The 6,444-nt window shown below is 73.8% G+C and carries 6 protein-coding genes; 1 reads left to right on the top strand and 5 read right to left on the bottom strand.

Features of this window, described 5'->3' with window-relative positions; translation table 11 throughout:
* Positions 1-177: 177 nt before the first annotated feature.
* From fxsA to ABT122_RS32905, 5 genes are all read right to left on the bottom strand, one after another.
* Positions 178-795: an FxsA family membrane protein gene (gene fxsA, locus ABT122_RS32925; RefSeq protein ID WP_351559760.1), complete on the bottom strand. Its 618-nt coding sequence runs from the start codon at positions 793-795 to the stop codon at positions 178-180.
* Positions 796-841: 46 nt separating this feature from the next.
* On the bottom strand, positions 842-1,708 hold the full coding sequence (locus ABT122_RS32920; RefSeq protein WP_351559758.1) for a helix-turn-helix domain-containing protein: 867 nt from the start codon (positions 1,706-1,708) through the stop codon (positions 842-844).
* 382 nt (positions 1,709-2,090) lie between these two features.
* Positions 2,091-2,876 carry a polyprenol monophosphomannose synthase gene (locus tag ABT122_RS32915; RefSeq protein WP_351559756.1) on the bottom strand — a complete coding sequence of 262 codons (786 nt, stop codon included), beginning with the start codon at positions 2,874-2,876 and terminating at the stop codon, positions 2,091-2,093.
* Positions 2,877-3,415: 539 nt separating this feature from the next.
* Positions 3,416-5,053: an amidohydrolase gene (locus ABT122_RS32910; protein WP_351559754.1), complete on the bottom strand. Its 1,638-nt coding sequence runs from the start codon at positions 5,051-5,053 to the stop codon at positions 3,416-3,418.
* Between the two features lie 21 nt (positions 5,054-5,074).
* A complete protein-coding gene (locus ABT122_RS32905; RefSeq protein WP_351559752.1) occupies positions 5,075-5,515 on the bottom strand; it encodes an Lrp/AsnC family transcriptional regulator in 441 nt (146 codons plus the stop codon).
* Positions 5,516-5,717: 202 nt separating this feature from the next.
* Between ABT122_RS32905 and ABT122_RS32900 the strand changes: the two genes are divergently transcribed.
* The gene (locus ABT122_RS32900) at positions 5,718-6,116 is read left to right on the top strand and encodes a hypothetical protein (RefSeq protein ID WP_351559750.1); all 399 of its coding nucleotides are present in this window, start codon (positions 5,718-5,720) and stop codon (positions 6,114-6,116) included.
* The last annotated feature ends 328 nt before the right edge of the window (positions 6,117-6,444 follow it).

Below are 6,444 nucleotides of genomic sequence, written 5' to 3'. Positions count from 1 at the left end.
AAAGCTCCTGTTTGTGTACTACTTTTTATCCTATCGTTCCGCCCCCGGCACTCCCTCGGGGGGCGGCCGCGGCCACACCTTGTGTGGCACGGCCCGCGGCTTTTCTGTGAGGTCCATGGCTCTCCGTGCGAGCCGCGGCTCTTCCGTGAGGCCGGTCAGAGCCCTGGGGGCGTGGGGTCAGCGGGTCAGCGGGGGCTTCGGGCCCTCGTCCCCGTGGGGCGCCGAGGAGCCCTGGGGGCCGCCGTCCGGGCGGATGACCTCACCCTGGACCACCTTTCCGTCGGGGCGGCGCATACGGGCCTGCTGGAAGGCGTCCCCGAGCGTGCCCGGGCCCATCCCGGCCATCCGGCTCACCCGGCGCTCCAGCGAGCGTTCCGTGTACCGGCTGAGGGCGGAGCGCACGGGCGGGAACAGCAGCAGCAGGCCGGCCGCGTCGGAGATCAGCCCGGGCAGCATGATGAGCAGCCCGCTCAGCATCAGAAAGCCGTTGCCACCGCTGCCGCCGGGCGCGCCGGTCTTCCCGGTGGCCGTCGCGGACGGGCCGCCCTGCTGCTGCTGAAGCGTCTCCGTCAGCGTGCGGAAGGCCCTGCGCCCGGCCCGCTTGATGACCGCTCCGCCGACCACGGCGCCGCCGATGAGCAGCGCGAGAACGGTCAGTCCCCCGGCCGCCCCGGCGACCAGGGTCAGCAGCCAGATCTCCAGGACCAGCCAGGCGGCGACGGAGAGCGGGACAAGGGTGCGGGCGCGTGAGCGCTGGGGGCCGGGGGTCGGAGGGGGCGTGGCGCCGGTCGTCATGCTCCCAGTGTGCCTGGCGGCCCGCCGGAGCGGTGTAAGGGGGTGATCAGGAAGATCGTCGCCGGTCGGCGGGGACACCGCGGGTCCGCCGGTCCTCCTCCGCGAGCCGCGCCAGAGCGGCGGCGGAGGGCGATCCTGGCTCGGCCGAGTAGACGACCACGATCTCGCGCGGATCGTCGGTGAGCCGCATGGTCTCGAAGGCCAGCTCCAGGACGCCCGCCGTGGGGTGCCGGATGCCGGTGGTGCCGTGGGTGATGCCGGGAACGGCGTGCCGGGACCACAGCTCGCGGAAGGTGGTGCTCGCCGCGCTCAGCTCGGCGATGTGCGCGGCCAGCTCCGTGTCCTGGGGGTGCTCGGCGACCTCGGAGCGGAGGAACGCGGTGGTCTCGTGGGCCTTGGTCGCCCAGTCGACGTACAGCTCCCGGGCGCGCGGGTCGGTGAAGACGATCCAGCCGACGAGCCGGCGCTCGGGCGGTATCCCGGCGAAGTCGACGAAGACCTCGGCCGCCAGCCGGTTCCACTCCCGGACGACACCGCGCGCGCCGACCAGATAGGCGGGGGCGGCCAGTGCCTGGAGGGCCTGGCGGACCCCGGACCGTACCGGTGTCCCGCCCTGGCCGGCGGGGGCCACGGGGTCGGGGCGGGCGAGGCGGTAGAGATGGCGGTGCTCGGCCGGGCTCAGCCGCAGGGCCCGGGCCACCGCGTCCAGAACCGTGTCGGAGACCTGGGAGGCCCGGCCGCGCTCCAGCCGGATGTAGTGGTCCACGCTGACGTCCGCGAGGGCGGCGACCTCCTCCCTGCGCAGGCCGTCGACCCGCCGGGACCCCGAGGTGGGCAACCCCACGTCGCCCGGGCAGAGCCGGGCTCGCCGGGAGAGCAGGAAATCCCGGAGTTCAGGATTGTGGAGGGGCATGGTCCGGATTATCCGCCCGGGGAAACGCCGGGTGCAGCCTCCGTCGGAGGGCGGAGGGAACCTTGTCCGATAAGCGCCGCCCGCCGCCGCGCCCGCGTCGCCCGGCGCGGGCCTCGGCACGGGCCGCCCCGGGGCCGCACCGCTTCCGGCGCGACCCCAGGGGTCCCTGTTCCCCCGTACGTCCCCCGTACCCGGTCCCGTACGTCCGTTCGGGTCCGGGCCGCCCCGTCCGCGGCTGACCGGAACGGATGGCCGGTACCGGTCCACCCAGTCCGCTCGGTGGGTCTGCGACCAGCTTCGGGGAACAGCTGTCCGACTGCCAGGGCATGGGCTGCCCTGGACAGGGGGTGTCCAGCGTGTTAGGGGCCGACCGGCGGACCGGTCAGGGGGTGGGACGGCCGCGGAGCCGGTTGGTGCGGTCCGTGAGACCCCAGCCGGCCACCCGCCACAGCGCCTCGACGGCGATCTCGCGGTTCATCTTGGAGTCGCCGTGTTCGCGCTCGACGAACGTGATGGGGACCTCCACCACGTGATAGCCCGACGCGACCGCCCGCCGGGCCAGATCGACCTGGAAGCAGTAGCCCTGGGAGGTGACCCGGCCGAGGCCCAGGCCGCGGAGGGTCTCGGCGCGGAAGGCGCGGAAGCCCCCGGTGACATCGCGGATGGACAGACCCAGGAGGAGCCGCGAGTAGGTGCTGCCGCCGCGCGAGAGGAACTCGCGGTACTTGGGCCAGTTGACCACCCGGCCGCCGGGGACCCAGCGGGAGCCGAGGACCAGGTCGGCGCCCTTGAGGGCGGTCAGCAGCCGGGGCAGCTCCTCGGGCTGGTGGGAGCCGTCCGCGTCCATCTCCACCAGGACGCCGTAGCCGTGCTCCAGGCCCCAGTCGAAGCCCGCGAGGTAGGCGGCGCCGAGCCCTTCCTTGCCCTTGCGGTGCAGCACCCGCACCTGCTCGTCGTCGGCGGCGAGGTCGTCGGCGATCTTGCCGGTGCCGTCGGGGCTGTTGTCGTCGGCGACGAGGATGTCCGCGTCGGGCACGGCGGCCCGCACCCGGGAGACGATCGACCTGATGTTCTCCGCCTCGTTGTAGGTCGGGATGATCACCAAGGATCTGCCGAGCGGCCCGTACCTCTTCGCCTGGGCTTCGCTGTCCCTAGCGCCGTCGTTCACTGCTGGCCCCTTTTATGTCCGTGCACAGAGCCCCACCTTAGCGATCGCCGGGCGGGTCCCCGCGACGGCACGGAAAAGGGGTGTCGGCGGCGGTCGTGACCGTGCCGGGGCCGAAGGGGTACGGACAGGGGTCCGGCGTCCTTCGGGCCGACCTGGGACCCGCCGGCTGCGGGTCGACCGAGAGCCGTTGTCTACTGAACGCCGGACCCCGTCCGGGTCTCACCCGCCGTCCGGCTGAAACCTTCCCTCGCCCCCGAGGCGCGGGCGCTGGACCTGGCTCCCAGTGGCGGTGCTCCGGTGCGGTGCGCTGCCCCATGGCCCAGCGGCGTTCGACGAGTGCGTGGAGGTCGGCCGGTCGGACGTCCTGTGGTGGACTCGGCCGAACCTACCCGCCCCTGGGCGCTCCGTGTCAACAGTCGTGCGATCTGCGCGGTTTGCCCAATTCGGCCGGTTCCATGCCGAAGATCCGCAGGTCGCGGACGAGCATCCCGGACAGCCGTCCACGGTACGAAATGTCCGTACGTCACCCGTTCAGCGGCTCAGCTCTGGTTTGTCCAGATGGTGTGGCCCCCGACCACCGTCCGCAGACATTCGGGGAGCGGGTTTCCGGGGGTGAGGTCGGGCAGTCCGGGGGTGCCGGAGCGCGGGTCCGTGGACCAGCGGGCGACCCGGTCGTCGGGGGCCTGGACGACGAGTTCCCCAGTGCGCCAGAGCGCGTAGTCGGCGGGCGCCCCGGGCACCAGCGTGCCGGCGTCGTCCCGGCCGGCGGCGCGCCAGCCGCCCCGGGTGTGGGCGGTGAAGGCCGCGCGGACGGAGATCCGGTGCCCGGGCGTCCGGTGGAAGGCGGCGGCGCGGACCGTGCCCCAGGGGTCGAGCGGGGTCACCGGGCTGTCGGAGCCGAGGGCGAGCGGCACCCCCGCGCGGAGCAGGGCGGCGTACGGGTTGAGGGTGCGGGCCCGCTCCACGCCCAGGCGCTGGGCGTACATGCCCTCGTCGCCGCCCCAGGCCGCGTCGAAGGCGGGCTGCACGGAGGCGGTGAGGCCGAACTCGGCGAAGGCGGCGATGGTGTCGGGGGTGAGCATCTCGGCGTGCTCGACACGGTGGCGGGCGGCGCGCACCCGGGCGAGGCCGAGCGTGCCGGCGGCGGCCCGCACACCGTCCACGACGGCGGTGAGGGCGGCGTCCCCGATGGCGTGGAATCCGGCCTGGAGCCCGGCCTCGGTGCAGGCGGTGACATGGGCGGCGACGGCGGCGGCGTCCAGATGGGCGCTCCCCCGGTGGTCCGCGTCGGCGTAGGGGGCGTGCAGATGCGCGGTGTGGGAGCCGAGGGAGCCGTCGGCGAAGAGGTCACCGGCCGCGCCGGCGGCGCCGAGTTCCCGGACGCGCCGGGCGTCCTTCGCGTCCGCGACCCGCTCGGCCCAGTAGCCGACGACCCGGGGACCCGGGGCGGAGCCGGCGAGGGCGAGCAGCGCGGTGAAGTCCTCCTCGTCGGAGATGTCGGGCCCGGCGCACTCGTGGACGGTGCCGATGCCCAGGGACGCGGCGCGCTCCAGGGCCGCCCGCTGGGCCGCCTCGCGCTGGGCCGGGGTGACGGCGGCATGGGCGGCGGCCCGCACGGCGTGGTGGGCCGCCTCGGTGAGCGGGCCGTCCGGGAGGTAGCCGGTCAAGCCGGTGACCTGGGGCACCAGATCGAGCAGGGCGGTGGTGACGACGGCCGAGTGGACATCGATACGGGTGAGGTAGAGGGGGCGGCCACCGCTCGCCTCGTCCAGTTCGGCGCGGGAGGGGTGGCGGCGCTCGGGCCAGCGGGAGGCGTCCCAGCCGTGGCCCATGAGGACCCGGCCCGCCGGGTGGGCGGCGCTGTGCACGCGCACCAGGCGCAGGGCCTCGGCGAGGGAGCGGGCGCCGGAGAGGTCGAGTCCGGTCAGGGTGAGACCGGTGGCGGTGGTGTGCACATGTGCGTCGGTGAACGCGGGGGTCACCAGAGCGCCGTCCAGGTCGACGGTCTCGTCGACTCCGCCGGCGAAGGCGTCGGCCGCGCCCTCGGAGCCGACCCAGGCGATATGGCCTCGTTCGACGACCATCGCGGTGGCGAAGGGGTCGGCGGGGCTGTGGACTTCTCCGCCGCGCAGCAGCGTGGTGCGGTGCTCGCGGGGGAGGTCGGTGCTCTCGGTCATGCCCCCAGCCTAGGGAGTGGCTCAGATGCGCGGCGGGCGGGCCTCGTACGGGGTGGAGAGGACGACGGTGGTGCGGGTGGAGACACCGGCGAGGGAGCGGATGCGGGAGAGCAGGTTCTCCAGTTCCAGGGGGGTGGCGACGCGTACCTTGAGGATGTAGTTCTCGTCTCCGGCGACGCTGTGGCAGGCCTCGATCTCGGGGACTCCGGCGAGGCGTTCGGCGATGTCGTCGGGGGCGCTGGGGTCGAAGGGCTTGGCCGAGATGAACGCGGTGAGCGGCAGCCCGACCGCCTCGGGGTCCACGACCGCGGCGTAGCCCCGGACGACTCCGCGCTGTTCCAGCCGGCGGACCCGCTGGTGCACCGCCGAGGTGGACAGGCCGGTGGCCTTGCCCAGGTCGGTGTAGCTCATGCGCCCGTCTCTGACGAGCAACTCAACGATCTGACGATCCAGGTCCTCCATGCGGATCAACCTAATTGGCCGAGCCGTCTCCGGCACACTCCCGCGGGTTCCGGCGGGGCATCTGTGGCGCTCATGTGACGAACGCCACAGTGCTGGAGGGCCCGTGGCCGTGACCGGATGGTTACCCGCTATGCGCGTGGGGAAGTGCTTGCTGTGGTCGAGGCCACATGTGCCTGGTTGGCCCACCCGAGGGGGAGAACCCATGCAGAATGTCAAAAACATCGGCCGTGCCGAACCGGAGCCTCTTGATCCGGCGGAGTCGCTGGAGCTGGACGAACTCGACGCGTACGACACCTTCGAGATGTACCGGGTCATCTGCCCGGACTGCGTGCAGCCAATCGCGCTTCTCGCGGACGAGGACACCCTGCCGGAGCACGCGCTGTGCCCCACGCCGTGGAATCCGTTCGGGCTGACCGTCTGCACCGGCACGGGGCGGCCGGCGGCGCAGGCGAGTGCGGCGGACGAGACGCTGGAGGTGCAGGAGCAGGAGATGGGGCTGTTGCTGACGCTGCCTCAGGGGCTGGACTGGCGGATGCAGCCGTTCTCGCACGTGGGGGGGCCGGGGTCGCGCCCGGTGCGGGCGCGAGGCCGCGCGGCCTGACGCGACGTCCGGGGGGCGCGGGCCAGGGGCCCGCGCCGTACGAACCCTCGGCCCATCGAGCGTTCGAGGACGACCCCGCACCACGCGGGCACCCAGCCCGTCCGGCACTTGAGGACACACCCCGCACCCCGGGCTGGCAGTACCGTACGAACACCCAGCCCGTCGGGCATCGAAACCAGCCCTCGCACCACAGGTTGCCCACACCATGCGCACACCCAGCCCGTCCGGCGCTTGAGGACGCACCCCGCACCGGGGGAGGCCCGCACCGTGCGGGCCCGGGGGGGGGGGGGGGGGGGGGCCCCCCGCCCCCCCCCCCCCCCCCCCAAAC

This window comes from Streptomyces sp. NPDC001985 (assembly GCF_040296845.1).
Lineage (GTDB): Bacteria > Actinomycetota > Actinomycetes > Streptomycetales > Streptomycetaceae > Streptomyces.
Note: the sequence above shows the minus strand (reverse complement) of the source record. Positions and strands in the feature narration are given on the sequence as shown.

Excerpts from the sequence above, each read along its gene's own strand:
- fxsA (WP_351559760.1), bottom strand. The coding sequence starts at position 795 with ATGACGACCGGCGCCACGCCCCCTCCGACCCCCGGCCCCCAGCGCTCA.
- ABT122_RS32920 (WP_351559758.1), bottom strand. The coding sequence starts at position 1,708 with ATGCCCCTCCACAATCCTGAACTCCGGGATTTCCTGCTCTCCCGGCGA.
- ABT122_RS32910 (WP_351559754.1), bottom strand. The coding sequence starts at position 5,053 with ATGACCGAGAGCACCGACCTCCCCCGCGAGCACCGCACCACGCTGCTG.
- ABT122_RS32905 (WP_351559752.1), bottom strand. The coding sequence starts at position 5,515 with ATGGAGGACCTGGATCGTCAGATCGTTGAGTTGCTCGTCAGAGACGGG.
- ABT122_RS32900 (WP_351559750.1), top strand. The coding sequence starts at position 5,718 with ATGCAGAATGTCAAAAACATCGGCCGTGCCGAACCGGAGCCTCTTGAT.